Origin of the sequence: Pantoea sp. 1.19, from assembly GCF_001922585.1 — a bacterium.
Classification (GTDB): domain Bacteria; phylum Pseudomonadota; class Gammaproteobacteria; order Enterobacterales; family Enterobacteriaceae; genus 1-19.
In genome coordinates, this window is the sequence record NZ_MRBS01000002.1 from 495673 (window position 1) to 520178 (window position 24506).

A 24506-nucleotide genomic window follows, 5' to 3' on the forward strand; every position below is an offset into this window, starting at 1 on the left:
CAGTCTATGTCGCCGCGAACGGAGGCCGCCAGGCGGTCTGTCTCTTTTCGGCGGGTACGCTATCACACTCTGTCGCAGGAGGGCATAGCCTAGTCTTTAAAATCAGCGGCATCGAGCAAATGACGCGACAGCAGCTTGTAGAATTCGGTGCGGTTGCGCCCCGCCAGCCGCGCCGCGTGGGTGACGTTGCCTTTGGTCATTTGCAACAGCTTGCGCAGATAGTTTAGCTCAAACTGATTGCGCGCTTCGACAAAGGTCGGCAGCGCGGTGTTCTCCCCGCTGAGCGCCTCTTCGACCAGCGCTTCACCAATCACCGGCGCCGTACTCAGCGCCACGCACTGCTCCACCACGTTAACCAGCTGCCGCACGTTACCCGGCCAGCTGGCGGTGATCAGCCGCTGCAGCGCATCGGTGGAAAAACGGCGCACCGGCGACGCGTGGCGCTCCGCCGCCTGACGCAGCAGCTGCGCCGCCAGCAGCGGAATATCCTCCGCCCGCTCGTGCAGCGCCGGCAGCTTCAGACTGACCACGTTCAACCGGTAGTAAAGGTCTTCACGAAACTCGCCGCGCGCCATCGCTTTCGGCAGATCGCGATGGGTGGCGGAGAGGATACGCACGTCAATGTCGCGATCGTGATTGCTGCCCAGCGGCCGCACTTTACGCTCCTGTAGCACGCGCAGCAGCTTCACCTGCAGCGCCTGCGGCATATCGCCTATCTCATCGAGAAACAACGTGCCGCCCTCGGCGGCCTGGAACAGCCCTTCCCGGCTGCTCAGCGCCCCGGTAAAGGCCCCTTTCGCGTGGCCAAACAGCTCCGACTCCAGCAGCTGCTCAGGCAGCGCACCGCAGTTGATGGCAATAAAGGCCTGCCCGGCGCGCGGGCTGGCGGCGTGAATGGCCCGCGCCAGCACCTCTTTGCCGGTGCCGCTCTGGCCGCTTATCAGCACGCTAACGTCGGCGCGCGCCACGCGCTGCGTCTGCTCCAGCAGGCGCAGCATCAGCGGGCTGCGGGTGACAATACCGTCGCGCCAGTTCGCCGCGCTGGCCGCCGGCGCCCGTTGCGCCAGCGCCTCGTCGATGGCGCGGTACAGGGCATCGCGATCAACCGGCTTGGTCAGAAAGCTGAAAACGCCCTGCTGGGTCGCCGCCACCGCGTCGGGAATGGAGCCGTGCGCGGTCAGCATGATCACCGGTAGCCCGGGCTGCTGCTTCTGAATTTCACTAAACAGCGCCATGCCGTCCATCTCATCCATCCGCAGGTCGCTTATCACCACGTCCACGGCGTGCTTCGCCAGCAGGCGCAATGCCTCCTGGCCGCTGGCGGCGGTAGTAACGTGAAATCCTTCGCTGGTCAGCCGCATGCCTAACAGTTTTAACAGGCTTGGGTCATCATCGACCAGCAGTAGCCGGGCGCGTTCCGCGGTCATGGCGTCGGCGTCTCCTCTGGGTGACCGCCTTCGGCGGCATGGGGGGAACCGGCGTCCGCCGTCGGCCGCACCGGGCCGGCATCGGCGCCGCGCGGTGCGTCGGAAAGATCGGCCGGCTTGCGCGCCGACAGCTGACGCTCAATGTCGGTCAGTCCCTCCAGCTTGCGCCGGGTGACGGCCAGATCGTGACGCAGGGTAATCTGCTGCTGACGCAGCGCATCCAGCTGGGTGTCGCTGCGGGTCTGCAGCGCAGCGTAGCGGCTGCGCGCCTCGGAGAGCTGCAGCTGGGCCTGCTGATTATCTCGCCACAGCTGCCACATCGGCCGCACCGGGCGGGGAATGGCGACGCTCTCAGCGTCTACCGCGGTCATATAGTCGCGGCGCTCGGTGGGGGCCACGTTGCCGTTACTGAGCAGGATCCCGCGACGAAACGCCGCGGGCCAGCCGTCATCAGACAGCTGGCGCGCGGTTGCGCGGGCCTCCGCCGGCGACAGCCGCGCGGCGCATTCGGTCGCCCGTAACCAGTAGAGCGGATTATCCAGCGCTGTCGGCTGCGCCAGCGACCAGAGTCCCTCGCAGGGGGCGGCGAGGTAATCGACTACCCGCACCGGCGGCGCACTCACCGGCGCCCGCATCGGGACGACCGGGGCGGGACGCGGCGCCGGCGCCTGCTGGCAGCCGACCAGTAACAACGTTATCGCTATCGCGGCGCAGCGGGGCAGCTTCAGCCCCTGAAACCATTGCGCGGATTTCATCACGTCAGCCCTTCCCGGCAATCAGTTGAAGTTCAATTTGAAAGCAGACATCCGCGTCCGCCACCGTCACCAGGCGCAGCTCTCCCTGCAGCTGGCGCACGCACTCGCGGGCGATACTCAGGCCCAGGCCGCTGCCTTTGACCGCGCCGGCGCGCTGTTTACTGCCCTGCCAGAACGGCTCAAACAGCATCGCCTGCTCATGGGTGGGGATCGGCGTGCCGCTGTTCGCCACCTCGATAAACACACGTTTACTTTGACTATAGCTGCGAATCGCGATCTCTCCGCCTTCCGCCCCGTAGTGTATCGCGTTTGAGTACAGATTATCTATCGCCCGGCTTAGCAGCGTGGCATCGGTGTCGCAGCGCGTGGCCTGCAAGTCAACGGTGGTGTGCAGCTGCCGCGCGCGCGCGCTGAGGTGATGCGAGGCGACAATCGCCTCCACCAGCGCCGCCAGATCCACCGCCACCCGCTCGATCGGCCCGTCGGCCAGCTTGCGGTTGTAATCGAGCAGCTGCTCGATAAGCTGCTGCAGATGGCGGCTGCTGCCGTCGAGGATCGCCACCACCTCGCGCTGATCGGCGGTCAGCGGGCCGGCAACGCCATCGGCCAGCAGCGCCGTGCCCTCACGCATACTGGCCAGCGGCGTTTTCAGCTCGTGGGAGATGTGGCGCAAAAACTCGTGGCGCTGTGACTCCAGCCAGCCCAGCCGCTCGTTAAGCCACAGGATACGCTGCGCCAGCGAACGCAACTCGCGCGGGCCCTGCAGGTGATTGGCCAGCCCCAGCGGCTTGCCCTCCCCCAGGCGATTGATCATTCGCTCAACGCCCTTGACCGGACCGATAATCATCCGGGTAAACAGCACCACCAGCAGCAGCGTCACCAGAAACAGGATCAGCGCCTGCCAGCCAAAATACTGGCCGCGTTCGGCAATTTCGCGCTGCAGCTGCAGCCCGCGGGAAAAGACCACTTCGCGGGTGACCTGCACCATACGGCCATTGGCGGCGGAGAAGCGCTCCAGCGCGGCGGCCGCCGCCGCATCAGGGGCGTTATTCTGACAGACCTGCTGCGACAGCGCGGTCAGTGTCTGACGCAGCTGCTGGTAATCGCTCACCTCGGGCAGCGCCGGCGCGTGGGCATCCAGCATCTGTGAATAGCGGGCGCGCTGGGTCTGATAGAGTCGCGCCAGCATCGGGTCGTCCAGTACGCAGTACTGGCGATAGCTGCGCTCCAGCTCCACCGCGGTACGCGCCATCGCTTCGCTGCGGCGCACGTCGGTCAGGGTGGTACGGTTGGTATCCGCTGCCCGCTCGCTGAGCGCGGCCAGGCTCTCCCAGGCCTGCCAGGCCAGTACCAGCAGCGGCAGCAGCACCAGCAGAAAGGCCATCAGCACCAGCTGGCGTAACGAACGGGGGAACGGGCGCCACTTTTTCACAGGCGTTATCTCATCGGGGGGCAATAGTGCGGATGCTAACGGACTGCGCCAGAAAAGAAAACGGCAGCCGCACGGGCTGCCGTTTTACCCCGCCGCACGCGGTGCGCCGGGAGGGAATGGGTGGTGCCTAACTCAACGTTTCGTCCGGTGTCTGATAACGCCGCTGACGCGTGCGATTATCGGTCTGTTGGACGGCAGGCACCGTTTTGTGCGTCATTCGGAATTTTATGAGCACTTGTCCGCTTGCGCAGGGCTGTCATAAACAGGTGAATGAGCCACTGAGAGTATAGTAGCAAATAGCGTGCCAGTTTTAAATAATTAAGAAAAAACGCAGTCACGCCGGGGAGCGGGCCGCCGGCGGACGGAAAAGCGAAGCCCTCGCGGCGCACCGAAGTGTCGCCAGATAACAACACCTCCACAAATAAAAAAAATTAACCCGCATTATCAGCGGGTTAAGTGTCTCTTTTTGGCGACAGTACAGTGTGATCCCTGTCGCTATGTTGCTACAGTCGGGCGCGGGGCTCCGCCCTGCGCCCGCCGGCGCAGCGTTAGCCTAACTGCTTACGCGCGTTGCGGAAAATACGCATCCACGGGCTGTCCTCGCCCCACTCTGCCGGATGCCAGGAGTTGCTGACGCTGCGGAAGACGCGCTCCGGATGCGGCATCATGATGGTGACGCGCCCGCTGTCGTTGGTGACCGCGGTGATGCCGTTCGGCGATCCGTTCGGGTTAGCCGGATAGGTTTCCGTCACCTTGCCGTAGTTATCAACGTAGCGCAGCCCCACCAGCCCCTTCGCCTCCAGCGCGGCCAGCTGCGCATCATCGCGCAGTTCCGCAAAGCCCTCACCGTGCGATACGGCAATCGGCATCCGCGAACCGGCCATGCCCTCCAGCAGCAGCGACGGGCTGCTGGCGACCTCCACCAGGCTGAAGCGCGCTTCAAAGCGCTCAGACTGGTTGCGCACAAAGCGCGGCCACAGCTCGCTGCCCGGGATCAGCTCACGCAGGTTGGACATCATCTGACAGCCGTTACAGACCCCCAGCGCCAGCGTCTGGGGACGGTGGAAGAAGGAGGCAAACTCATCGCGCACCCGGCTGTTAAACAGGATAGATTTCGCCCAGCCTTCTCCCGCTCCCAGCACATCGCCGTAGGAGAAACCGCCACAGGCCACCAGCGCCTGCACATCGGCCAGTCCGCGACGGCCGGCCAGCAAATCGCTCATGTGCACATCAATGGCGTCAAAACCGGCGCGGTGAAACGCCGCGGCCATCTCAACGTGAGAGTTAACGCCCTGCTCGCGCAGCACGGCGACCTTCGGACGCGCGCCGGTAGCGATAAACGGGGCGGCGATATCGGCGGCGATATCGAAGCTCAGCGTCACATTCAGCCCCGGATCCTGGTCATCCTGCTTCGCCGCGTGCTCCTGATCCGCACAGGCGGGGTTGTCGCGCAGGCGCTGCATCTGCCAGGTGGTCTCTGCCCACCAGGTGCGCAACACGCTGCGGCTTTCGCTGTACAGCGTCGCGTCGCCGTGGCGGATCGTAAAGCGATCGCCCACACACGCCTGACCGAGACGATGCACGCCGTCGGCGAGGCCGTGCTCGGCCAGCACCTGCTCTACCGCTGCCACATCGGCGGCCGCCACCTGAATCACCGCGCCCAGCTCTTCATTAAACAGCGCCGCCAGCGCATCGCTGCCCAGCGCGGCAATATCCACCTCCACGCCGCAGTGGCCGCTAAAGGCCATTTCCGCCAGCGTCACCAGCAGGCCGCCGTCGCTGCGATCGTGATAGGCAAGCAGCCTGCCTTCCGCCACCAGCTGCTGAATCGCATTGAAGAAACCGGCCAGCTGCTGCGCATCGCGCACGTCGGCCGGCAAGTCGCCCAGCTGGCGATAGACCTGCGCCAGCGCGGTGGCACCGAGCGCGTTTTGCCCCTGGCCGAGATCGATCAGCAGCAGCGCATTGTCCTGCTGCGGCTGCAGCTGCGGCGTCACGGTACCGCGCACGTCCTCGACGCGGGCAAAGGCGGTGATCACCAGCGACAGCGGCGCGGTCATTTCGCGCGTCTCTCCCTCCTGCTGCCAGCGGGTTTTCATCGACATCGAATCTTTGCCCACCGGTATGGTGATGCCCAGCGCCGGACACAGCTCCTCGCCTACCGCTTTCACCGCCGCGTACAGCCCGGCGTCTTCACCCGGGTGACCGGCCGCTGCCATCCAGTTTGCAGAGAGCTTCACGCGCTTCAGTGAGCCAATCCGCGTCGCGGCGATATTGGTCAGGGCCTCGCCCACCGCCAGACGCCCGGAGGCGGCAAAGTCGAGCAGCGCCACCGGCGCGCGCTCGCCCATCGCCATCGCTTCACCGTAGTAGCTGTCGAGGCTGGCGGTCGTTACCGCGCAGTTGGCTACCGGAATCTGCCACGGGCCGACCATCTGATCGCGCGCCACCATGCCAGTGACGCTGCGGTCGCCGATGCTGATCAGGAAGGTTTTTTCTGCCACGGTCGGCAGATGCAGTACGCGCTTCACGGCCTCAGCCAACGCGATGCCGTCGCGCACCAGCGGCTCGCCTGCCGCCTGCTGGCGGCGGACATCGCGGGTCATCTTCGGCGTTTTCCCCAGCAGCACATCGAGCGGCATATCGATCGGCAGGTTGTCAAAATGGCTGTCGCTCAGGGTAAGGTGCCGCTCTTCGGTCGCTTCACCGATCACCGCGTAGGGCGCACGCTCGCGCTGGCACAGCGCGTCAAACTGCGCCAGCCGATCCGGAGAGACCGCCAGCACATAGCGCTCCTGCGATTCGTTACACCAGACTTCCAGCGGGCTCATGCCCGGCTCGTCGCTGAGGATATCGCGCAGTGAGAAGCGGCCACCGCGGCCGCCATCGCTGACCAGCTCCGGCATCGCGTTCGACAGGCCACCCGCGCCGACGTCGTGAATAAACAGGATCGGGTTGTCTTCGCCCAGCTGCCAGCAGCGATCGATAACCTCCTGACAGCGGCGCTCCATCTCCGGGTTATCGCGCTGCACCGAGGCGAAATCAAGATCGGCATCGGACTGGCCGGAGGCCATGGAGGACGCCGCCCCGCCGCCGAGGCCGATGTTCATTGCCGGGCCGCCGAGGACAATCAGCTTCGCGCCCACGCTGATTTCCCCTTTCTGCACGTGATCGGCGCGGATATTGCCCATCCCACCGGCCAGCATGATCGGTTTATGGTAGCCACGCAGCTCGCTGCCGTTGTGGCTGGTGACCCGCTCTTCATAGGTGCGGAAGTAGCCGTTCAGCGCCGGACGGCCGAATTCGTTATTAAACGCCGCGCCGCCCAGCGGACCGTCGGTCATGATCTCCAGCGCGCTGACGATGCGATCCGGCTTGCCGAAATCCTCTTCCCACGGCTGTTCAAAGCCGGGGATGCGCAGGTTGGAGACCGAGAAGCCCACCAGGCCGGCCTTCGGTTTGGCCCCGCGTCCGGTGGCGCCCTCATCGCGAATTTCGCCGCCGGATCCGGTCGCAGCACCCGGCCATGGCGAAATGGCGGTCGGGTGGTTATGGGTTTCCACCTTCATCAGGATATGGGTCTCTTCCTGATGAAACGCATACTCACCGCTTTCTGCCTGCGGGTAGAAGCGCCCCACCGCCGAGCCTTCCATGACCGCCGCGTTATCTTTATACGCTGACAGCACGTGGTCCGGCGTGATTTCAAAGGTGTTCTTGATCATGCTGAACAGCGATTTCGGCTGCGCTTCGCCGTCGATAATCCAGTCGGCATTAAAGATTTTATGCCGGCAGTGTTCGGAGTTGGCCTGCGCGAACATGTAGAGTTCAATGTCGTGCGGGTTGCGGCCCAGCCGTTCAAACGCCGCCTGCAGGTAGTCAATTTCATCCCCGGCCAGCGCCAGGCCGAGCTTCTGGTTAGCCGCTTCCAGCGCCGCGCGGCCCTCACCGAGCACGTCCACGCACTGCAGCGGCTGCGGATCGTGGTGGGCAAACAGCTGCTCCGCCTGCGCCAGATCGCTGAACACCGTTTCCATCATGCGATCGTGCAGCAGTGCGGCCAGCTGCGCCCACTGGGCGTCGCTCAGCGTCGGTGCAGTAACGTAAAACGCCAGCCCGCGCTCGAGGCGCTTTACCTGCGGCAAATCGCAGTTGTGGGCGATATCGGTGGCCTTGGAGGACCACGGCGAGAGCGTTCCCGGACGCGGCGTCACCAGCAGCAGACGCCCTTCCGGCGCGTGTTCAGCCAGCGACGGGCCGTATTTCAGCAGGCGCTGCAGACGGGCTTTTTCATCATCCTTCAGCGGCGCGCTGACATCGGCAAAGTGCACGTACTCCGCATAGATATCACTGACGGGCAGCTGGGCTTCCTGAAAACGGGTCAGCAGTTTATTAACACGAAATGCTGAAAGGGCGGGCGAACCACGCAGAATTTCCATCATCAAAGATCTCTCGTCGTTGAAGCGTCGAAGGCCGCTTCAGTGGGCGCTTACGGGGGAAAACGGCGGCTATTATAGAGAATAGTGACCGGCTACGAAACCGTTTGCGCTGTTTTTCTCACGCGCCGAGGCTGAGTGAAAAATAGACGATCCAGGGCAAATGTTGTTGCTCTGCCCGCCGTTGTTGCGCAAAATGCCCACGCGCGGGACACCTTAAAAGACCATCTATACTGCCTGAAAAAGACAGAACCCCGCGCCCTTTCGAGAGATAACTATTTGAAACGCTTTAAATTCACCTATCTGCCGATCGGTGTTATCACCGTTCTGCTGGCGCTGGCGCTGTGGCCTGCCATTCCGTGGCACAGCAGCAACGCCGACCGCATCTCGCAGATCCAAGCCAGGGGCGTGCTGCGCGTCAGCACCGTTAACTCCCCCCTCACGTGGTACAGCGTGAACCAGGCCCCGGCGGGGATGGATTACGAGCTGGCAAAACGTTTTGCCGATTACCTCGGGGTCAAACTGGAGATGAAGGTTCGTCCGAACCTCAGCCAGCTGTTTGAGGATTTGGACGAAGACCGCGCCGACGTACTGGCGGCGGGGCTTATCTATAACCAGGAGCGCCTGAGCCGCTTCCGCACCGGGCCGAGCTACTACTCCGTCTCCCAGCAGCTGGTGTACCGCATCGGCGCACCGCGGCCGAAAAATCTCGGCGAGTTAAAAGGGCGCCTGATCGTGGCGGCGGGCTCGGCCTATCTCAGCTCGCTGCGGCAGGTCAAGCAGAATCAGTATCCCGATCTGGACTGGGCGATCTCCACCGATCAAAGTCCGAAGGCGCTGCTGGAAGCCGTTGCGGCGGGAAAACTGGATTACACCGTGGGTGATTCGGTCACCATTGGCCTGCTGCAGCGGGTGCATCCCCAGCTGGCAGTGGCGTTTGACATCACCGATGAGGAGCCGGTCACCTGGTATACGCCGCGCGGAGAGGATGACAGCCTGAACGCCGCGATGCTCGACTTCTTTAGCCAGATGGGCGAAGAGGGAACGATGGCGCGGCTGGAGGAGAAGTACCTCGGCCACGTTGGTACCTTTGATTATGTGGATACCCGCAGCTTCCTGCGCGCCATCGACACTACGCTGCCGGATATACGCAGCCTGTTTGAGAAGTATGCCGACAGCATCGACTGGCGGCTGCTGGCGGCGATCTCCTACCAGGAATCGCACTGGAATCCGCAGGCCACGTCGCCAACCGGGGTGCGCGGTATGATGATGCTGACGCGCAATACCGCCGACAGCCTGGACGTCACCGACCGCACCGATCCCGAGCAGAGCATCCGCGGCGGCAGTGAGTATTTGAAGCGCATGATGGCCAAGGTGCCGGAGAGCGTGCCGCAGGATGAACGCATCTGGTTTGCCCTCGCAGCTTACAATATGGGCTACGCGCACATGCTGGATGCCCGCCGGCTGACGGCTAAGCAGAACGGCAACCCCGACAGCTGGGCCGACGTGAAGCTGCGCCTGCCGATGCTCAGCCAGAAACGCTACTACACGCAAACCACCTATGGCTATGCGCGCGGGCATGAAGCCTACGCTTACGTGGAGAATATCCGTAAATACCAGCTGAGCCTGGTGGGATATCTGCAGGAGCAGGAGAAGCGGCTGGCGCAGCAGGCAACCGAACAGGCAGGTCTGGACGCGGGCTATCCGGCGGTGGCGCCCAGCCTGGCGCTGAACCGCCCCTGAAGGATCATTCCTGCGGCGCGCGTCCGGCCTGGCGCAGCGCCTTTTTTTCCGCTCGCCGCTGGCGGAAGAACGCACTGAGCATCGCGGCGCACTCGTCGGCCAGCACCCCTTCGCTCAGCGTTACCTGATGATTCATGCCGGGATGACCGAGCACGTCCAGCAGCGAGCCGGCGGCGCCGGTTTTGCCATCGCGCGCGCCAAACACCAGCCGGCCAATCCGGCCGTGTACCATGGCGCCGGCGCACATCACGCAGGGCTCCAGCGTCACATACAGGGTCGTGTCGAGCAGGCGATAGTTGCCCAGCACCTGTCCCCCCTGGCGCAGGGCCATGATCTCCGCGTGGGCGGTGGGATCGTGGTGGCCAATCGGTCGGTTCCAGCCTTCACCTATGACCCGCTCCCCCTGTACCAGTACCGCGCCGACCGGCACTTCCCCCTCGTCCCACGCGCGGCGCGCCAGCGTCAGCGCATGACGCATCCAGTACTCATCTTGCTCGTGACTCACAGGGACTCTCCGGGAACGCAGTCAATAACGGCGGAGGAGTATAGCGAATTACTCCAGCTGTTGCAGGTCCCCCTGCGGGGTGACGCGAAAGCGGTGCTGACAGAAAAACAGCAGCGGATTATCCTGTTTGCTGTCGCTGTAGCCGCTCCACAGCTGCAGCGGCGTCCCGAGCTTATCCTCCAGCTGTGCCACCTTGACGTGCCCGAGGCAGCGCAGCGCCAGCACCCGACCACCGCAGCGGCGGGTCATCTGGCTGGCGATCAGCTGCACCCGCGGAAGGAAACTGGAGTCGTGATAAACGCGCTCCACCAGCGACTGCGGTGAGCCGGTGATCAGCCAGACGTCGGCATCGCGGCTGGCCAGATACTCCTCCAGCCGCTGCTGCACCCGCGGGAAGGCGGTGACCCGACGGCGAAACCAGGCGGCGAAGGCCACCTCGCGGGCCACCATACGCTTTTCGCTGTGGCCAAAAGTGATTGCCCATAGCAGTAAGCTCATTGGCCAGCGCGCCGCGCGGCCGCGCAGCAGCAGCCCAAAACCAATCACCGGCAGCAGCGGCACCACCAGCAGCAGATTGAGCGGCTGGCGCCACAGCAGCCAGCGCAGCCAGGTGCCAAACATATCTTGCTGATGTAATGTGCCATCCAGATCGAAAAATACCACGCGGCGACTGGCCAAACCTCACTCCTCGGGATCCGTAAATCCTAATATCCAGGCAAACAGGAAGCCGCTGATGACCGCAACCAGCCACCCCAGCAAATAAAGCATCACTTTACCGGAGACGATGGTCAACGCCAACGGCAGACCGGAGATGCCGAATGTAATCAGCGTAGCAACTTTTGCCACGCTGACCACGGCGCCGCCGACCGCGCCGCCGAGACAGGCGGCAATAAACGGCCGGCCCAGCGGTAGCGTCACGCCAAAAATCAGCGGCTCGCCAATGCCCAGCAGCCCCACCGGCAGCGCGCCCTTCACCAGTCGCTTCAGCCGCGGATTGCGGGTTTTCAGCAGCACCGCCAGCGCGGCGCCAATCTGGCCGACTCCGGCCATGGCGAGGATCGGCAGCAGCGCATTGTGGCCGTGGGCCTGCACCAGCTCCACATGGATCGGCACCAGCCCCTGATGCAGCCCGGTCAGCACCAGCGGCAAAAACGTGCCGGCCAGTAGCGCCCCAACCCAGGCGCCGCCGCGATCCAGCGCCAGGGTGGCGCCGTGGGCGATCGCCTCTGACAGCCAGCCGCCGATCGGCTGCAGCAGCACGATGGCCAGCGAGGCGGTGATCAGCGTGGTCAGCAGCGGATTGAGGATCAGCTCCAGCGACTCCGGCAGCCGCGCGCGCAGCCACTTCTCAATGGCGCACATCAGCACGACCACCAGCAGCACGGCGATCACCCCGCCGCGCCCCGGCTGTAGCGGTTCACCAAACAGGGTAATCTGCGCCAGCGCCGGACTGGAGAGGATCCCCGCCATCACGCCCCCCAGTGCGGTCGAGCCGCCGAACACCCGCGCGGTATTGACCCCGACCAGAATATTCATGATGGTAAAAATGGCGCTGCCGAACAGCGCCACCAGCCCAATCAGATTGGGATACTCGCTGGCCAGCGGACCGGCGATATCCGGCCGCTTCAGCAGATTGACGATCCCGGTTATCAGCCCCGAGGCGATAAACGCCGGGATCAGGGGAATAAACACGTTGGCCAGCGGGCGCAGCGCCCCGCTCAGCGGCGCCTGCCAGCGCGCCTTCGCCGCGGCTTTTTGCTCGCTGACCACCTGAGTCAGCGCGGCGCCGCGCGGCGCGATGCGCGCCTGCATCGCATCGGTCACCTTCGCCGCCGCGCCGGGGCCGAGAATAAACTGATGCTGGTCCCCCTGCTTGACGTAGCCCTTGACTCCGGCCAGCGCGTTCAGTGCCGGCAGGTCAAGCCGGCACTCATCCCGCAGTACCACCCGCACCCGGGTCATGCAGTGTTCGAGACGCAGGATATTGTCCTGACCGCCCACCCCCGCCAGCAGGGCGGTCGCCAGGGTTGCCGTCTTGTCCATTGGCTACCCCTCCAGCGCCTGGCGCAGGAAACCGCGGTGCTGCGCCAGCCGCGCGCGCGCGGTATCGGCATCCAGATCCGCCAGCACCATCAGGATGGCGGTTTTCACTTCGTTATCGCAGGCGGCCAGCGCCGCGCTGGCCGCCGTCGGGGCGCAGCCAGTGGCTTCCACCACCATCCGCCCGGCGCGGTCCCGCAGCTTGATGTTCGTGGCCTTCATATCCACCATCAGGTTTTCAAACACCTTGCCGATTTTCACCATCGCCCCGGTGGAGATCATATTCAGCACCAGCTTCTGCGCGGTGCCCGACTTCAGCCGCGTGGAGCCGGTCAGCGCCTCCGGCCCGACCAGCGGTGAAATGGCGATGCCGGCTTCGCGGGCAATCGGGGCGTCCGGATTACAGGAAATCGCTACCGTCTGGCAGCCGCAGGCCCGCGCGTAACGCAGGCCGCCTATTACGTAAGGCGTGCGGCCGGAAGCGGCAAGGCCGACCACCAGATCGCGGGCGCTGAGCGCCAGATCGCGCAGATCGGCCTCGCCGAGGGCGGGATCGTCCTCCGCCCCTTCGACCGCGGTGAGCAGCGCGCCCGGTCCCCCGGCAATCAGGCCGACCACCACGCCGTGCGGTACGCCAAAGGTGGGCGGACATTCGGAGGCGTCCAGTACCCCCAGTCGCCCGCTGGTGCCGGCCCCCATATAGATGAGTCGCCCGCCGGCGCTGAGCGCCGCGGCGGCGGCCTCCACCGCCAGCGCCACCTGCGGCAGGGTCTGCTGTACCGCGCCGGCCACGGTGGCATCCTGCTGATTAAGCAGGGTCACCATCTCCAGGGTAGACAGCGTATCTAACTGACGGGTCGCGGGATTGCGGCCTTCCGACAGCAGGGTGCCCAGATTCATATCACCTCCACACATTTGAATAATTAATTCACAAATATTACATAACGCACGAATAAATAATTTATTTTACCTCACGTTTCTTGCGTTGAGATCATGGCAAGCCGCCGCGGGGAGGCTACACTGGGCCTCTTTCTCGCTATCGGAGATCCGCATGAGCGCCCTGCTACGTATTCGTCAACTTTATCCGCGGCTGGCGGCTAACGAGCGCCGGCTGGCGGATTACCTGCTGTTGCAGCCCGATCGGGCGCGGCATCTTAGCTCGCAGCAGCTGGCCGACGAGGCGGGCATCAGCCAGTCTGGTGTGGTTAAATTTGCGCAGAAGCTCGGCTATAAAGGCTTTCCGGCGCTGAAGCTGGCGCTGAGCGAGGCCCTGGCCATACCGCTGCCGGAAGCGATCCCGCTGCATAACCGGATCCGCAGCGACGATGCGCTGAAGACGATAGGCGACAAGCTGCTGGCGGAGAAGCTGGCGGCCATGCGCGCCACGCTGGAGATTAACAGCGAGCCCCGGCTGGCCGAGGCCCGGCAGCGGCTGTTGGCCGCGCGGCGCATTCTGCTGGTAGGGATTGGCGCGTCCGGCCTGGTGGCGAGGGATTTTGCCTGGAAGCTGATGAAGATCGGTTTGAACGCCGTGGCCGAGCAGGATATGCATGCCCTGCTGGCCAGCGTACAGGCGCTGCAGCCCGACGATGTGCTGCTGGCGCTCTCTTACAGCGGCGAGCGGCGCGAGATCAATCTCGCCGCCCAGGCGGCCCGGCAGGTCGGTGTCAGCGTGCTGGCGCTGACCGGTTTTTCCCCTAACGGCCTGCAGCAGCTTGCCGACCACGCCCTGTATACCGTGGCGGAAGATCAGCTCACGCGCAGCGCGGCCATCTCCTCGACCGCCGCGCAGCTGATCCTGACCGATCTGCTGTTTATGGCGCTGCTGCAGCAGGATCCGGCGCGGGCGTCTGATCACATCCGCCACAGCGAGGCGTTAGTCAATAAACTGCAGTGAGTGCCACTGGCTGATGTTCGCCGCCGCGGAGGGCAAAATCGCCCTTTTTGGCAGTCATCTTCCGCCGCCTGTGCCAAAATTATGGCCACAGAAAATCACCGGAACAGGATGTCAACCATGCGTAAAAAGAAGATTAAAGTGGGGCTGATCGTGGATGAGTTTTTTGGGGCGGTGAATACCCGCTTCGGCGGCTACGGCTACCTGGCCCGCTATTACATCAGTCGCTATTTGCCTAACGACGAGTTCGAGTTTGAAGTGCTGCTGGGCAAAGGCCGCAGCCACTTTTTCAGCGAAGAGTATCGGGTGGACGGCCTCACCCTGTATAAACTGCCGCGCCGCGATGCCTTTGCCCGCCGCTGGCTGAAACGCCAACATTACGATCTTTACTTCAGCGTTGAGCTGACCCACGACCACGTGCTGCGCAATGAGCCGCGCCGCGACGTACCGCTGGTGCTGTGGATTCAGGATCCGCGCCCGCAGTATGAGTGGGCGGAGATCTTTACCATGACGCACCATCCGGAAACCTCTTACTACAACCAGAAGATTTACGATTGGGTGCATGAGTGGTATCGGCAGGGACGGGTCACGTTCGTCTCTCAGGCGCGCTGCCTGAATGCTAAAGCGATCGATCTCTACCGGCTGCGGCCGGATACCGAGATCGCTTATCTGCCCAATCCGATCGACATTGATGAACAATTTGACGTCGCCCGCTGGCCGAAAAAAAACGCGGTGGTCTTCTTAGGCCGCATCGCCTCGGTGAAGCGCGGCTGGATCTTCTGCGAAATTGCGAAGGCGATGCCGGAGTATGAGTTTTACGTGTTGGGAAAAGTGTTTCGCGCCGACGATAAAAATCACCAGTTAAGCGCGGAGTATGCGCATTTGCCAAACCTGCATTTTACCGGTCACGTCGAGGGGGAAGCGAAAAATCGCTACCTGCGCGATGCAAAAGTGCTGGTTAACAGCTCCATTCATGAGGCGCTGCCGGTGTCGTTTCTGGAGGCGCTCTCCTGGGGGACCCTGCTGGTCAGCAACCGCAATCCGGATGAGCTCACCTCGCGCTTCGGGATCCACGTCGGGGAGGTGCAGGGCAACGGATTCGACGCGGTACCGCGGTTTGTCGAGGCCATTCGCCAGTTGATTGAGGATGAGCCGCGCCGCCAGCGGCTGGCCGCCGAGGGGGTAGCCTGGGTGAAAGCGGTCCATAACAACGCCGACTTTATCGCTAACAGCCACCGCATTCTGCGCAGCGCACTGCCCGATGCAACGCGCCAACGGCGCGCCTGACCCTGTTGCCGTCGCCCGCCGCGACGGCGTTGCTTTCACGGACATTCACTATGGCTTTACTGATCACATCACGCTGCATTAATTGCGATATGTGCGAACCGGAATGCCCCAATCAGGCAATTGCCATGGGGGCAACCCACTATCGCATTGATCCGGACCGCTGCACCGAGTGCATCGGCCACTACGCGGCCCCTACCTGTCAGCAGGTGTGCCCGATCGATAACACCGTCATTATCGATCCGGCACGCCGCGAATCCCGCGAGACGCTGTGGGAGAAGTTTGTCATCCTGCAGCACGGGGCCTGAGGCTCAGCTTTCGATGATCACCGTGGCGCAGGCGTAGTGCCGCTCGTCCGCCAGCGTCACGTGCACGTGCTTCACCCCCAGCTGCGCCGCCACCGCGGCGGCGCGCTCCCGGAAGCGCAGCCCCGGCTTGCCCAGCGCGTCGTTAAAGATCTCAAACTGGTTAAATGCCAGCCCGCCGCGGATGCCGGTGCCGAAGGCTTTGGCCGCCGCCTCTTTCACCGCAAAGCGCTTGGCCAGAAAGCGCACCGGCTGCGGATGCGCCTGATACTGCTGCCACTCGCTGTCGCTCAGCACCCGACGCGCCAGCCGATCGCCGGAGCGGGCGATCACCCCTTCGATGCGCCCGATCTCCACAATGTCGGTGCCCAGACCCAGGATCGCCATCAGCGACGCGCGGCCTGCATCTGTGCCTTCATCTCGCGCACCGCATCGGCCAGCCCGCTGAACAGCGCCCGGCCTACAATCGCGTGGCCGATATTCAGCTCGTGCATCTCCGGCAGGCGAGCAATCGGCTGTACGTTATGGTAGGTCAGGCCATGGCCGGCATTGACCTTCAGCCCCTTCCCGGCCGCATAGCGCGCCGCCTGGGCAATGCGCGCCAGCGCGTCATCGCGCGCTTCTCCCTCGGCCGCCTCGGCGTAGGCGCCGGTGTGGATCTCAATAAACGGGGCGCCTACCGCCACCGCGGCGTCGATTTGCCGCTCATCGGGATCGATAAACAGCGAGACCAGAATATGGGCCTCGCTCAGCTGGCGCACCGCGGCGTGCATCTTGTCGAGCTGTCCGGCAACGTCCAGACCGCCTTCGGTGGTCACCTCTTCGCGCTTCTCCGGCACCAGACAGCAGAAGTGCGGTCTGATCTCGCAGGCGATGGCCAGCATCTCATCGGTGACCGCCATCTCCAGGTTCATGCGGGTCTGAATGGTGTCGCGCAGGATGCGCACGTCGCGGTCGGTAATGTGGCGACGATCCTCACGCAGGTGTACGGTAATTCCGTCCGCCCCCGCCTGTTCAGCAACAAACGCCGCCTGTACCGGATCGGGATAGTCGGTTCCGCGCGCGTTGCGCACGGTCGCAATGTGGTCGATATTGACCCCCAGCAGCAATTCAGCCATGACACTCCTCAACGTTAAGCAAATGGTGCAATGATGCGCCGCCGTGACGCCAGCGCGGCGGCCCTCAGGCCGACGGCGGCGGTGTTTTCGGCACGAACTGGCGGAACAGCTCCTGGCTCTTCAGCGGCTTACCACCAAGATAGGGTTTAAGCGCCATGCGCGTAAAGCGTTTTGCCGCTCTCAGCGCATCGGCGTCGGGAAACTGACGCTCAGCCAGCGCGCGCAGCTGTCGCCCGGTGAAGGTGCGCTGCCCCTGCACCAGGCTGGCGATGAAGCCACGCTCTTCGCGATAGCTGTAGGTCATCTCATCGCTGACCGGTTCGCCGCTGCCGGCGCAGTGCAGGAAGTCAACGCCGTATCCGAGGTGGCCCAGCAGGGCCAGCTCAAAGCGGCGCAGGGCCGGCTCGGGTGAGCCATCCGCCGCGGCCAGCGACTGGATGCCGTGCAGGTAATCAAAGAACAGCGCCGGAAAGGCAATCTCCTGCTCCAGCACGCGCGCGAGTAACTCGTTCAGATAGAGTCCGCAGTAGAGCGCAGTGCCGCTGAGCGGCAGCGCCAGCGAGACCGGTTCAGCATTACGCAGGGTTTTTACCGCCCCGCGGCCGCTCCAGCGCACCAGAAGCGGCGTAAAGGGCTGCAGCGCCCCCTTGAGCGGCGATCGGCGGCTGCGGGCGCCTTTCGCCAGCACCCGCATCCGTCCTTCACTTTCGGTAAACAGATCGAGCAGCAGGCTGGTTTCGCTCCAGGGGCGCCCGTGCAGGACAAATGCGCGCTGCCAGCCCTCCATCGCCGGCCTGCTTATTTCAGATCGTCGGTGTAGCCCAGGCTGCGCAGCGCGCGCTCGTCGTCCGCCCAGCCCGATTTGACTTTCACCCACAGCTCGAGATGCACCTTGCTCTCGAACATCTCTTCCATGTCTTTGCGCGCCTCGATGCCGATGGTTTTGATTTTGGCGCCCTTATTGCCGATAACCATCTTCTTCTGCCCTTCGCGCTCAACGAGGATCAGACCGCTGATGTCATAGCCGCCGCGCTCGTTAGTGAGAAACTGCTCAATCTCAACGGTCACCGAGTAAGGCAGCTCCGCGCCGAGAAAGCGCATCAGCTTTTCGCGAATGATCTCGGAGGCCATGAAGCGCTGTGAACGGTCGGTGATGTAATCTTCCGGGAAATGGTGCTCAGACTCCGGCAGATGCTTACGCACGATCGCCGCAATCGCATCCACGTTATTGCCGTGTTCCGCCGAGACAGGCACCACGTCCATGAACGTCATCTTCTGGCTGAGCTGCTGAATGTGCGGCAGCAGCACCGACTTGTCGGGGATATTATCGATCTTATTGATCGCCAGAATCACCGGGGTATCACCGTCTTTCAGCTTGTTCAGGACCATTTCGTCATCCGGCGTCCAGCGGGTGCCTTCCACCACGAAAATGATCAGCTCAACGTCACCGATCGAACTGCTGGCCGCGCGGTTCATCAGGCGGTTAATCGCCCGCTTCTCTTCCATGTGCAGGCCGGGGGTGTCGACGTAAATCGCCTGGTAACCGTCCTCGGTATGGATGCCCATGATGCGGTGACGGGTGGTTTGCGGTTTACGCGAGGTAATAGAGACCTTCTGACCCAGTAGCTGGTTCAGTAACGTCGATTTGCCCACGTTCGGGCGCCCAACAATGGCAATAAAGCCCGAGTGGGTGGAGGTCATGTCGCTCATTCGAGTCCTAACTTTATCAGCGCCTGTTCGGCGGCTGCCTGTTCAGCTTTGCGGCGGCTGGAGCCGGTGCCGACCACCGGATCGGCCATGCCGCTCACCTGACAGTGAATGGTAAATTCCTGGTCATGCGCTTCGCCCCGTACCTGCACCACCAGATAACCGGGCAGCGGCAGGTGGCGACCCTGCAGATACTCCTGCAGACGCGTTTTGGGATCTTTTTGCTTATCGCCGGGGCTAATCTGTTCGAGGCGGGTGTGGTACCAGCTCAGGATCAGGGCCTCAACGTTTTGGATGTCGCTGTCGAGGAAGATGCCGCCGATTAACGCTTCAACCGTATCGGCAAGAATCGACTCGCGGCGGTAGCCGCCGCTTTTCAGCTCGCCTGGGCCGAGGCGCAGGCACTCACCCAGCTCAAACTCCCGCGCCATTTCCGCCAGCGTATTGCCGCGCACCAGCGTGGCGCGCATGCGGCTCATATCCCCTTCATCAACGCGGGGGAAACGGTGGTACAGCGCATTAGCAATCACGTAACTGAGAATGGAATCACCCAGAAATTCCAGTCGCTCATTGTGCTTGCTGCTGGCGCTGCGGTGAGTCAGCGCCTGCTGCAGTAACTCCTGATGAGTAAAAGTGTAGCCCAGCTTGCGCTGCAGCCGATTAATTACGATGGGGTTCATGCGTTACCAGTCTTCATGCGTTGTGATTCTGCAGACGAAACGGGGCTGAGTTCAACACGTTCCGTTTCGTTTGCAGTGGCTTACCCAGGTAAGCCACTGACCTGGCCCCGGTGAGGGGCCGCTCTTAGTGAATGCCGCCGATGCGGCTCAGGCGCACGCCCGTCGGCCATTCGCCTTCCTGCTTCTCGAAGCTCATCCAGATTGCGGTGGCTTTGCCCACCAGATTTTTCTCCGGCACAAAGCCCCAGTAGCGGCTGTCCGCGCTGTTATCGCGGTTATCGCCCATCATGAAATAGTGCCCCTGCGGTACCACCCAGCTGGCAACGGGCTGGCCGGGCTGGCGAAAGTAGCTGCCGACCTGGCTGCTGGCTTCCGGTACCAGTAGAATACGGTGGGTAACGTCGCCCAGCGTTTCGCTGCGCTCGGCGAGACGCAGCCCACCGCGCAGGGTGTCACCCGGCGGCACCTGGAAGAAACCATTACCCGCTTCGTTACCGTCAAAACCGGCGAAGGTTTGCACAAAATCACTGGCTTTCACGTTAGAGTAGGTCACCGGCAGCGCGGTATCGCAGCGTGAGGCCTCACCGCAGCCCGGATTAATGGTCAGCTCTTTACGCAGCGGATCGTAAGTCACCCGGTCGCCCGGCAGCCCAATCACCCGCTTGATGTAGTCGAGGCTGGGATCTTTCGGGTATTTAAATACCGCCACGTCGCCGCGCTTTGGATGGCCGGTTTCAATCAGCGTGGTCTGGGTTATCGGATCTTTAATGCCGTAGGCAAATTTCTCCACCAGAATAAAATCGCCAATCAGCAGCGTCGGCATCATTGAGCCGGAGGGAATCTGAAACGGCTCGTAGATAAACGAGCGCACCACAAACACCAGCGCCAGCACCGGGAAGACCGAGACCGCCGTCTCCGCCCAGCCCGGCTGTTTGGCCACTTTCGCGAGGGTCGCTTCATCAATGGCATCACCGGTTTGTGCCTTAACCTCGGCCAGTTTCGCCCGGCGCGCCGGCGCCCATTTCAACTTATCAATACACCAGATAATCCCGGTTACCAGCGTAGCCAGCGCGAGGATCAGCGCAAACGTGTTAGCCATTCTCTGTCCTTAATTTATTTGCTCTCTTTACCCACGTGCAGAATGGCCAGGAAGGCTTCCTGCGGCAGCTCTACGTTGCCAACCTGCTTCATGCGCTTCTTCCCGTCTTTCTGCTTCTGCAGCAGCTTTTTCTTACGGCTGACGTCACCGCCGTAGCACTTCGCCAGGACGTTTTTACGCAGCTGCTTCACGGTGGAACGCGCAATGATATGGTTGCCAATCGCCGCCTGAATGGCGATATCAAACTGCTGACGAGGGATCAGATCTTTCATCTTCTCCACCAGCTCACGGCCGCGGTACTGCGAATTGTCGCGGTGAGTGATCAGCGCCAGCGCATCAACGCGCTCGCTGTTGATCAGCACGTCCACGCGCACCATGTCCGACGCCTGGAAGCGTTTGAAGTTGTAATCCAGCGAGGCGTAGCCGCGCGAGGTGGACTTCAGGCGGTCGAAGAAGTCGAGCACCACTTCGGCCATTGGAATGTCATAGGTCAGCGCCACCTGGTTACCGTGGTACACCATGTTGGTCTGCACGCCGCGCTTCTCGATGCACAGGGTGATCACGTTGCCGAGAAACTCCTGCGGCAGCAGCATATGACACTCGGCAATCGGCTCACGCAGCTCTTCAATGTTATTCAGCGCCGGCAGCTTGGACGGGCTGTCAACGTAGACCACGCTGCCGTCGGTGGTTTGCACTTCATAGACCACCGTCGGCGCGGTGGTGATCAGATCGAGATCGTATTCGCGCTCCAGGCGCTCCTGAATAATCTCCATGTGCAGCAGACCGAGAAAGCCGCAGCGGAAGCCAAAGCCCAGCGCGGTAGAGCTCTCCGGCTCGTAGAACAGGGAGGCGTCGTTCAGGCTGAGTTTACCCAGCGCATCGCGGAACGCTTCATAGTCATCGGAGCTGACCGGGAACAGGCCGGCATACACCTGCGGCTTGACCTTTTTGAAGCCGGGCAGCGCCTTCTCGGCCGGCTGACGCGCCAGCGTCAGGGTATCGCCCACCGGGGCACCGAGAATATCTTTGATGGCGCACACCAGCCAGCCCACTTCGCCGCAGTGCAGCTCGGTGCGGTCCACGCGCTTCGGCGTAAAGATGCCAAGGCGATCGGCGTTGTACACCTGGCCGGTGCTCATCACCTTGACTTTATCGCCCTTGCGCAGCGTGCCGTTTTTAATTCGAATCAGTGACACCACGCCCAGGTAGTTATCGAACCAGGAGTCGATAATCAGCGCCTGCAGCGGCGCCTCGGGATCGCCCTCCGGCGGCGGGATGTCGCGCACCAGGCGCTCCAGCACATCGGGGACGCCGATGCCGGTTTTGGCCGAGCAGCGCACCGCATCGGCGGCGTCAATGCCGACAATGTCTTCAATCTCTTCGGCCACGCGATCCGGGTCGGCCGCAGGCAAATCGATCTTATTCAGCACCGGTACCACTTCCAGATCCATTTCCATCGCGGTGTAGCAGTTGGCCAGCGTTTGCGCTTCAACCCCCTGGCCGGCATCCACCACCAGCAGCGCCCCTTCGCAGGCCGCTAGCGAACGGGACACCTCGTAGGAGAAGTCCACGTGTCCCGGGGTATCGATAAAATTGAGCTGGTAAGTTTCACCGGCCGGTGAGGTGTAATCGAGCGTTACGCTCTGCGCTTTGATGGTAATACCGCGCTCGCGCTCCAAATCCATGGAGTCCAGCACCTGCGCGGCCATCTCGCGATCGGTTAATCCGCCGCAAATCTGAATCAGGCGATCCGACAGGGTCGATTTGCCGTGGTCAATGTGAGCGATGATGGAGAAGTTGCGTATGTGTTTCATTTATATGAATAATTTCGCATGTAGATTCGGGTTAATTGGCAGGGTGATCGGCATGCAGTTGAGTTGACGCCCTCCCCCCCGTTAATGAGCACGCAGTTTACACTGTTAGCGCCCGTCACGAAACAATTCGCGGGCGTTGCGGGCAACAATTTAGCGCGCCAGCAAAGCGGGCGATTGCCGCGCGCCGCGGCAGGCGACAGCGGATTTAGCGATCGGAGAGATCGACGCGCAGCGCGTCAGGCGGCAGGGTGACGCTGAGGATAACGGGCGCGAGGCGCTGACCAAAATGACCGGCGACGCCGCGGGCGAGAATAAATCCGGCCACGCCGCCGAGCAGCGCGCCCGTGGCCGCCGCCAGATCGGAATGAAACAGCGCCTGAAACAGGCCGGCCACCAGAAACAGGCCTACCAGCGGCGCCAGATAGACCAGCATCGCTGATCCCAGCAGGCTGCTCTCGCGGATCCCCAACTCAACCCGCTGGCCCGGCTGCAGCGGCTGTTCGCTGCGCAGGGTCATCACGTGGGCATTTTTGGGGCCAAGCTTATTCAGCATCGCGCTGCCGCAGCCGCCCTTTGCCGAGCAGCTGTTGCAGGAGGTTTTACTCTCGGCGTGCACGGTCGCGACGCCATTGTGCCACGCCACGACCGTCGCCCATTCTTTGATCATCGGGATGCTCCCAGATTCACCGCATCGGCAATGCGCCGGGCGGTCACCGGCGGCACTTCGCCGACCACGGTAATTTCGACATTATTGCGTACCACAGTTTGCACCGTGCGGCGTCCGGTACGCAACACCTGCGTCCGGCTGTTGCGGTCGGCAGCGCTGATGTTGATTGATACGCTAAACAGACCATCGGAAAACAGACGCGATTCCACCGGCTTATCCAGCGACGGGATCGTGCGGCGGCTTTGCGACACTTCGCTCATGCCGGCGGGTAGCCAGCCGGCTTTCCAGCTAAAGTTCACCGGCTTGCTGGCCGGCACCGACAGCGACGGCGGCAGTTTTGCCTTGCGTAATCCCTCCAGCAGGTTGCGCACCCCTTCGTCAACGGCAAAACTGACGACGCGGTACTGCTCCAGCGTCTCACCGTCGCGGTCCAGCAGGTCGACCCGCAGTGGCAGGCGCGTTTCGCTGTCGAGCCAGACGACGTAGCTGTAGCGGGTGCCGTCGCGCGCGACAATGCGAATCACTTCGCACAGCTGATCGGCAACCCGGGTGCGGCCAACCGGTACGAAGTCATAGCTGGCCGACAGGCGCTGAAAATCGGCATACACCAGCGACGGCAGCGAATCGACAATGTGACCACCGTTGAGGGTGAAGGGCTCCAGGCCCGGCTCAAAATAGCTGATGTCATCGCCGCGCTGCAGCACTTCGCGACGCGGGCCGTCCATCTGCAGCAGCTGGGCATACACGGTATTGTCGATTACCGCGTGGCGGTAGCGCAGCGATTCGATGCCGAGGCGGCTGACGTTGATATAGGCGAGTTCATAATTGAGGGACTGGCTGGCCTGTTCCATCTGCTGCAGCAGCGCCCCGGAAGCAGTTTGCGCCGGGGCGGTAGAGGCAAAAAACAGGCCGCCAGCCAGCAGGCTGACGGCATACCAGGGTGATTTCATTACGGCTGCTGCGCGCCCAGTGACTGGGTGCCCGGCACCTGAACGGCCGCCTGCTGCGCAGGGGCATTATTAAGCTGCAGCTGGTCGGCGTGCAGCCGGCGCTGCAGCTCATAGTCCTGCAGCATCGCGTTCACGCGGCGACGCTGTTCCTGAACCTGCTGAGGCGCATTATTCCAGGATTCGGCCGGTACGCCGAGGCTGACCGGTGACGCTTTGCCGTTAATCGGCAGCGTATTCAGCACCGGCATTTCGCTCTGCTGCGTCCCCGCTTCAGCACCGCTGGCATTATACTGCTGCACGCCGACGATCACCGCCAGGGAGACGCAGGCGGCAACGCCGACCTGCGTCATTTGCGCCGCCCACGGCCGCACTTTTTGCCAGAACGGCATCTGCTGCCGGCGCGACGGCGCGGGCTGCGATTCCGCCATCAGCGGCGTCACGGACGGTGTTGGCTCGCGCTCAATGGCAGCGGCGACCCGCGAAGCAATATCCACGTGTATCACCGGACCGAGATCGCCACGCAGCGTATCGCGAATGAGGTGATAACTTTCCCAACTGCGTTGCAATGTCGCGTCCTGGCTCAGATCGGCCAGCAGCGCATTGTCCAGGGATTCACCGTCCATTAAAGCGGAAAGTTGTTCTTTCTGCATGCC

The 24506-nt window shown here is 62.8% G+C and carries 22 protein-coding genes; 4 read left to right on the forward strand and 18 right to left on the reverse strand.

Annotation, left to right across the window (positions count from 1 at the left end):
• Positions 1–89: 89 nt before the first annotated feature.
• The 4 genes from glrR to purL all read right to left on the reverse strand — a co-directional run bounded on the left by glrR (position 90) and on the right by purL (position 8053).
• A complete protein-coding gene (glrR, locus tag BS626_RS06225; protein WP_075181517.1) occupies positions 90–1427 on the reverse strand; it encodes a two-component system response regulator GlrR in 1338 nt (445 codons plus the stop codon).
• Positions 1424–2182 carry a two-component system QseEF-associated lipoprotein QseG gene (qseG, locus tag BS626_RS06230; protein ID WP_083615909.1) on the reverse strand — a complete coding sequence of 253 codons (759 nt, stop codon included), beginning with the start codon at positions 2180–2182 and terminating at the stop codon, positions 1424–1426. Before qseG ends, glrR begins: the two co-directional genes overlap by 4 nt.
• A gap of 4 nt (positions 2183–2186) precedes the next feature.
• A complete protein-coding gene (locus BS626_RS06235; RefSeq protein ID WP_075181519.1) occupies positions 2187–3614 on the reverse strand; it encodes a HAMP domain-containing sensor histidine kinase in 1428 nt (475 codons plus the stop codon).
• A 548-nt stretch (positions 3615–4162) separates the two neighbouring features.
• On the reverse strand, positions 4163–8053 hold the full coding sequence (gene purL, locus BS626_RS06240; protein ID WP_075181520.1) for a phosphoribosylformylglycinamidine synthase: 3891 nt from the start codon (positions 8051–8053) through the stop codon (positions 4163–4165).
• Between the two features lie 273 nt (positions 8054–8326).
• On the opposite strand from purL, the gene mltF reads away from it, so the two are divergent.
• The gene (gene mltF, locus BS626_RS06245; protein WP_075181521.1) at positions 8327–9790 is read left to right on the forward strand and encodes a membrane-bound lytic murein transglycosylase MltF; all 1464 of its coding nucleotides are present in this window, start codon (positions 8327–8329) and stop codon (positions 9788–9790) included.
• A gap of 4 nt (positions 9791–9794) precedes the next feature.
• Here mltF and tadA read toward each other — a convergent pair whose 3' ends face one another.
• From tadA to murQ, 4 genes are read right to left on the reverse strand one after another with little or no spacing between them, the layout of a single operon-like run.
• On the reverse strand, positions 9795–10295 hold the full coding sequence (gene tadA, locus BS626_RS06250; RefSeq protein ID WP_075181522.1) for a tRNA adenosine(34) deaminase TadA: 501 nt from the start codon (positions 10293–10295) through the stop codon (positions 9795–9797).
• A 48-nt stretch (positions 10296–10343) separates the two neighbouring features.
• Complete coding sequence (gene yfhb, locus BS626_RS06255) at positions 10344–10916, reverse strand: phosphatidylglycerophosphatase C (protein ID WP_240494276.1); 573 nt, start codon at positions 10914–10916, stop codon at positions 10344–10346.
• Between the two features lie 60 nt (positions 10917–10976).
• Complete coding sequence (locus BS626_RS06260) at positions 10977–12338, reverse strand: PTS transporter subunit EIIC (RefSeq protein ID WP_075181524.1); 1362 nt, start codon at positions 12336–12338, stop codon at positions 10977–10979.
• Positions 12339–12341: 3 nt separating this feature from the next.
• Positions 12342–13235 (reverse strand): N-acetylmuramic acid 6-phosphate etherase, encoded by an 894-nt coding sequence (murQ, locus tag BS626_RS06265; protein ID WP_075181525.1) that lies wholly within the window; start codon positions 13233–13235, stop codon positions 12342–12344.
• A gap of 151 nt (positions 13236–13386) precedes the next feature.
• On the opposite strand from murQ, the gene BS626_RS06270 reads away from it, so the two are divergent.
• The 3 genes from BS626_RS06270 to BS626_RS06280 all read left to right on the forward strand — a co-directional run bounded on the left by BS626_RS06270 (position 13387) and on the right by BS626_RS06280 (position 15821).
• A complete protein-coding gene (locus BS626_RS06270; RefSeq protein WP_075181526.1) occupies positions 13387–14232 on the forward strand; it encodes a MurR/RpiR family transcriptional regulator in 846 nt (281 codons plus the stop codon).
• Between the two features lie 117 nt (positions 14233–14349).
• Positions 14350–15516: a glycosyltransferase family 4 protein gene (locus tag BS626_RS06275; RefSeq protein ID WP_075181527.1), complete on the forward strand. Its 1167-nt coding sequence runs from the start codon at positions 14350–14352 to the stop codon at positions 15514–15516.
• A 50-nt stretch (positions 15517–15566) separates the two neighbouring features.
• On the forward strand, positions 15567–15821 hold the full coding sequence (locus BS626_RS06280) for a YfhL family 4Fe-4S dicluster ferredoxin (protein WP_075181528.1): 255 nt from the start codon (positions 15567–15569) through the stop codon (positions 15819–15821).
• Positions 15822–15824: 3 nt separating this feature from the next.
• On the opposite strand, the gene acpS is transcribed toward BS626_RS06280, so the two are convergent.
• From acpS to rseA, 10 genes are all read right to left on the reverse strand, one after another.
• Complete coding sequence (gene acpS, locus BS626_RS06285) at positions 15825–16205, reverse strand: holo-ACP synthase (RefSeq protein WP_075181529.1); 381 nt, start codon at positions 16203–16205, stop codon at positions 15825–15827.
• Entirely contained in the window at positions 16205–16936 is a 732-nt protein-coding gene (gene pdxJ / locus BS626_RS06290) for a pyridoxine 5'-phosphate synthase (protein WP_075181530.1), read from the reverse strand. Before pdxJ ends, acpS begins: the two co-directional genes overlap by 1 nt.
• A gap of 64 nt (positions 16937–17000) precedes the next feature.
• On the reverse strand, positions 17001–17723 hold the full coding sequence (recO, locus tag BS626_RS06295; RefSeq protein WP_075181531.1) for a DNA repair protein RecO: 723 nt from the start codon (positions 17721–17723) through the stop codon (positions 17001–17003).
• Between the two features lie 11 nt (positions 17724–17734).
• Positions 17735–18646: a GTPase Era gene (gene era / locus BS626_RS06300; protein WP_075181532.1), complete on the reverse strand. Its 912-nt coding sequence runs from the start codon at positions 18644–18646 to the stop codon at positions 17735–17737.
• Positions 18643–19323: a ribonuclease III gene (rnc, locus tag BS626_RS06305; RefSeq protein ID WP_075181533.1), complete on the reverse strand. Its 681-nt coding sequence runs from the start codon at positions 19321–19323 to the stop codon at positions 18643–18645. The genes era and rnc overlap by 4 nt, the downstream gene beginning before the upstream one ends.
• Before the next feature lie 124 nt (positions 19324–19447).
• Positions 19448–20422, reverse strand: coding sequence for a signal peptidase I (gene lepB / locus BS626_RS06310; protein ID WP_075181534.1), 975 nt, complete (start codon positions 20420–20422; stop codon positions 19448–19450).
• 14 nt (positions 20423–20436) lie between these two features.
• Positions 20437–22236 (reverse strand): translation elongation factor 4, encoded by a 1800-nt coding sequence (lepA, locus tag BS626_RS06315; RefSeq protein ID WP_075181535.1) that lies wholly within the window; start codon positions 22234–22236, stop codon positions 20437–20439.
• Between the two features lie 205 nt (positions 22237–22441).
• Positions 22442–22903, reverse strand: a complete 462-nt coding sequence (gene rseC / locus BS626_RS06320; RefSeq protein ID WP_075181536.1) for a SoxR-reducing system protein RseC — start codon at positions 22901–22903, stop codon at positions 22442–22444.
• Positions 22900–23853: a sigma-E factor regulatory protein RseB gene (gene rseB, locus BS626_RS06325; protein WP_075181537.1), complete on the reverse strand. Its 954-nt coding sequence runs from the start codon at positions 23851–23853 to the stop codon at positions 22900–22902. Before rseB ends, rseC begins: the two co-directional genes overlap by 4 nt.
• Positions 23853–24503 (reverse strand): anti-sigma-E factor RseA, encoded by a 651-nt coding sequence (gene rseA, locus BS626_RS06330; RefSeq protein WP_075181538.1) that lies wholly within the window; start codon positions 24501–24503, stop codon positions 23853–23855. Before rseA ends, rseB begins: the two co-directional genes overlap by 1 nt.
• Between the last annotated feature and the right edge of the window lie 3 nt (positions 24504–24506).

Excerpts from the sequence above, each read along its gene's own strand:
- rseA (WP_075181538.1), bottom strand. The coding sequence starts at position 24,503 with ATGCAGAAAGAACAACTTTCCGCTTTAATGGACGGTGAATCCCTGGAC.
- qseG (WP_083615909.1), bottom strand. The coding sequence starts at position 2,182 with ATGAAATCCGCGCAATGGTTTCAGGGGCTGAAGCTGCCCCGCTGCGCC.
- BS626_RS06275 (WP_075181527.1), top strand. The coding sequence starts at position 14,350 with ATGCGTAAAAAGAAGATTAAAGTGGGGCTGATCGTGGATGAGTTTTTT.
- BS626_RS06280 (WP_075181528.1), top strand. The coding sequence starts at position 15,567 with ATGGCTTTACTGATCACATCACGCTGCATTAATTGCGATATGTGCGAA.
- BS626_RS06270 (WP_075181526.1), top strand. The coding sequence starts at position 13,387 with ATGAGCGCCCTGCTACGTATTCGTCAACTTTATCCGCGGCTGGCGGCT.
- glrR (WP_075181517.1), bottom strand. The coding sequence starts at position 1,427 with ATGACCGCGGAACGCGCCCGGCTACTGCTGGTCGATGATGACCCAAGC.
- rseC (WP_075181536.1), bottom strand. The coding sequence starts at position 22,903 with ATGATCAAAGAATGGGCGACGGTCGTGGCGTGGCACAATGGCGTCGCG.
- BS626_RS06260 (WP_075181524.1), bottom strand. The coding sequence starts at position 12,338 with ATGGACAAGACGGCAACCCTGGCGACCGCCCTGCTGGCGGGGGTGGGC.
- rnc (WP_075181533.1), bottom strand. The coding sequence starts at position 19,323 with ATGAACCCCATCGTAATTAATCGGCTGCAGCGCAAGCTGGGCTACACT.
- lepB (WP_075181534.1), bottom strand. The coding sequence starts at position 20,422 with ATGGCTAACACGTTTGCGCTGATCCTCGCGCTGGCTACGCTGGTAACC.
- rseB (WP_075181537.1), bottom strand. The coding sequence starts at position 23,853 with ATGAAATCACCCTGGTATGCCGTCAGCCTGCTGGCTGGCGGCCTGTTT.
- era (WP_075181532.1), bottom strand. The coding sequence starts at position 18,646 with ATGAGCGACATGACCTCCACCCACTCGGGCTTTATTGCCATTGTTGGG.
- acpS (WP_075181529.1), bottom strand. The coding sequence starts at position 16,205 with ATGGCGATCCTGGGTCTGGGCACCGACATTGTGGAGATCGGGCGCATC.
- recO (WP_075181531.1), bottom strand. The coding sequence starts at position 17,723 with ATGGAGGGCTGGCAGCGCGCATTTGTCCTGCACGGGCGCCCCTGGAGC.
- murQ (WP_075181525.1), bottom strand. The coding sequence starts at position 13,235 with ATGAATCTGGGCACCCTGCTGTCGGAAGGCCGCAATCCCGCGACCCGT.
- pdxJ (WP_075181530.1), bottom strand. The coding sequence starts at position 16,936 with ATGGCTGAATTGCTGCTGGGGGTCAATATCGACCACATTGCGACCGTG.
- purL (WP_075181520.1), bottom strand. The coding sequence starts at position 8,053 with ATGATGGAAATTCTGCGTGGTTCGCCCGCCCTTTCAGCATTTCGTGTT.
- lepA (WP_075181535.1), bottom strand. The coding sequence starts at position 22,236 with ATGAAACACATACGCAACTTCTCCATCATCGCTCACATTGACCACGGC.
- yfhb (WP_240494276.1), bottom strand. The coding sequence starts at position 10,916 with ATGTTTGGCACCTGGCTGCGCTGGCTGCTGTGGCGCCAGCCGCTCAAT.